The sequence below is a fragment of the Moraxella sp. I5G genome (assembly GCF_055193055.1).
Window position 1 is genome coordinate 1 of sequence record NZ_JBUXLH010000030.1, and the last position, 2,694, is coordinate 2,694.

The 2,694-nt window shown below is 39.2% G+C and carries 4 protein-coding genes; 2 read left to right on the plus strand and 2 right to left on the minus strand.

Features of this window, described 5'->3' with window-relative positions; genetic code table 11:
* The first annotated feature begins 386 nt into the window (after positions 1-386).
* Both ACZBKJ_RS09710 and ACZBKJ_RS09715 read left to right on the plus strand, forming a co-directional pair.
* Positions 387-668, plus strand: coding sequence for a RepB family plasmid replication initiator protein (locus tag ACZBKJ_RS09710; protein WP_463200887.1), 282 nt, complete (start codon positions 387-389; stop codon positions 666-668).
* Positions 669-670: 2 nt separating this feature from the next.
* Positions 671-1,549, plus strand: a complete 879-nt coding sequence (locus tag ACZBKJ_RS09715) for a RepB family plasmid replication initiator protein (RefSeq protein WP_463200888.1) — start codon at positions 671-673, stop codon at positions 1,547-1,549.
* Positions 1,550-1,891: 342 nt separating this feature from the next.
* On the opposite strand, the gene ACZBKJ_RS09720 is transcribed toward ACZBKJ_RS09715, so the two are convergent.
* Both ACZBKJ_RS09720 and ACZBKJ_RS09725 read right to left on the minus strand, forming a co-directional pair.
* The gene (locus ACZBKJ_RS09720) at positions 1,892-2,155 is read right to left on the minus strand and encodes a hypothetical protein (protein WP_463200889.1); all 264 of its coding nucleotides are present in this window, start codon (positions 2,153-2,155) and stop codon (positions 1,892-1,894) included.
* Between the two features lie 199 nt (positions 2,156-2,354).
* The coding region (locus tag ACZBKJ_RS09725; RefSeq protein WP_463200890.1) for a DNA/RNA non-specific endonuclease at positions 2,355-2,694 on the minus strand (340 nt) is incomplete at its 5' end.

The window sequence follows — 2,694 nt, forward strand, 5'->3', positions numbered from 1 at the left end:
TTTCAACCGTTTCCAGTGGCTTAGTATTAGATGATGCGTCCAAATTTGGCTATATCTACACAGTGGCAAGCCAGCCATAGCAGGCAGGGATTGGCTAGCCATCAGATAGCCCCCAGCCCGGCGGAAGATTTTTAAAAACTGAAAAAAAAACATTATCACAAACAAGGAAAGGATTATCAATTAGCTTATGCGTTGATGCAGTTGTTTAAATCAAAAAAAATTGAAAATTTTCCCCAAGAAGTCTTTTTAATATTTTAATATATTCTAGCACTGCTTAAGTGTCTGATTTTAAAGTTTTTTTTAGCTTATATAACGACAAATTAGGGAACGGACTAGACAAAAATAAATTTGTCATTAATTAATTATGTAATTATGTGGGGCGAACTATGCCAAAAACTAAAAATATTGTTGTCAAAGATAACGCATTGATTAACGCTAGTTACAATCTTGAGCTGATAGAACAGCGCTTGATACTGTTAGCAGTTGCACACAGCAGACGCAGCGAACAGACACTAACAGCAGCGACAAAAATTACAATTGGGGTATCTGATTATATAGATACTTACAGCACACAAGGAGGGCAGGGGGTGTATGACAACATCAAGCGCGCTTGTAAGGCGCTATTTGAGCGTCAATTTACGTACGCAGAGCGGCGGGGGGTGGGGTAAGGGTGGCAACAAGTCGCTGGGTATCAGAGATTGCATATAATGACGATATAGCATCTATTGATATTACGTTTGCGCCGGCAGTCGTCCCCTTGCTTTGCGAGCTTGAGCGCAATTTTACAAGCTATGCGCTGGAACAAGTGGCGGAGTTATCAAGCAAATACGCGGTTAGACTATACGAGATAATCATTGCTTGGCGTACAGCGTCTAAGATGCCAATAATTGCAGTTGATGAGCTTAGGGGGCGTTTGGGCGTCGCAGATAATGAGTACATACGCATGAGCGATTTCAAAAAACGTGTTTTAGATTATGCGATAGCGGAAATTAACGAACATACGGACATCATCGCATCTTATGAGCAGCACAAACAAGGGCGCAAAATCATTGGCTTTACTTTTACCATAAAACAAAAATCTACAGCTCAGCAAACAAAACAAACTGCAAATATTGATTTAAACAACCTAACCGACCAAGAACGCGATATTATCGCCCAAAAGAACGCCTACGCTGACAGCATTGGCGCAACAGCAGAACACCGCCAAAATCTTATCAAACAGGCGTTAAAACAGCACCAAGACGCCATACAAGCCGAACAAGAAGCAAAACAGCGAAAAAAAGCCGAACGCCAAGCCCAAAAAGAACACGAAAAACAGCAATTAGAGCTGGCAAGAAAGCAATACGAGCAGATTTTAGCCAGTGATACGCTGATTAACGCCTACATTGCAAATAACATCAATCCGCAAAAGATGCGCGCTAGCCTCCAAAAAATGCGTTATGAGCAGGGCGATTTTAGGGGGGTGTTTGAGCTAGAAAAGCACAAGTTTGAAAAATTATCTTACTTAAAATCTTTGAATTTAAAGTTTTTAGACAAAATAAATTCATGAAAATGGGGGGTTCAAAGGGGGGGATTTATCCCCCTTTTGCAAGCGCAAAGGTCATCAAAACTGCTGTTTTTGTGGACCGTTTGCTATGCTTGCTTAGGTAAATTGCACAGATTGCTTGATGGTGATTTTTGGCAAAAATACTATTTTGGAAAAACACAAAATTGACAACCGCAGAGCATCAATTTTAAATTTTTTGGGGAAATTGCAAAAGAGGGGAAGTCTTTTGACGAAATTATGAGTTATAAACAAACGCCAGTTTTGAGTTTGTAACTCGTAATTTCGCCCTTGGCAGGGGGTAAGTTTGGTTTAGTTTATTTAAAGCCAATCTACACGCCAAGTAAGTTAATAAAAATCCGACTGAGGTCGCCCTAATGTCCCCGTTCCTTTATGACGAACACGCTCCTGCCAAAGCTCTTTTGGAATGCCTGTATTTTTCCATTCTTCTTCGGTTAGGTCGCTGATGCCTTTCATGATTAAGTTGACCCAGCTATCCTCTTTAGGAATGTAAACAAAATCCACTTCGAGCATTTTATTTTTTGAAAAAATCATCTTAAAATGCGTCCAAGGTTCTTGGGAGAATATTTCACATTTTTGCAAATCTTTCATTAAGTACATTAACTGCAATAGCATTCTGCTAGGTATCTTAATTAACTCCATCTGACCATCATCGAGAATTTTATGACAACCTAGTTGAGCTGATGAGTCATATATGTAACCCCTAAATACTATTTTTCTTACTGTGAGGGGCATTATAGACCATAAAATATCTTTGATTTCTTTATACGTTATTTGCTCACTTTTCATTTCATTCTTCCGTTGGCTTGGGTTTATTTTCTAATAATATAGAATCCAACTCTTTACCATTAATAGTTTGATTTACTATAAAGAAGTCGGGTCTCTTACTATTACCACTATAAATAAGCTCTATCTTAACTTGAACAGTGCCATTATTTTCGAGAGCATTTTTCCATCTAGTTTCCATTTTATACCACTCACCCTTGACGCCATTAAACTTAGCATCCATTGGTACGATGTTTATGCCTTCGCCTAGCCCATCAAACATCGATGCAATAAGATGCCCACCATGGTCAGTTGGCAGTCTTTGACACCCACCAGATTTACATTGTTGATTGGTGTTTCTGTCG

Bases quoted from the DNA above. Each gene is read 5' to 3' on its own strand.
- ACZBKJ_RS09710 (WP_463200887.1), top strand. From the start codon at position 387: ATGCCAAAAACTAAAAATATTGTTGTCAAAGATAACGCATTGATTAAC.
- ACZBKJ_RS09720 (WP_463200889.1), bottom strand. From the start codon at position 2,155: ATGAAAGATTTGCAAAAATGTGAAATATTCTCCCAAGAACCTTGGACG.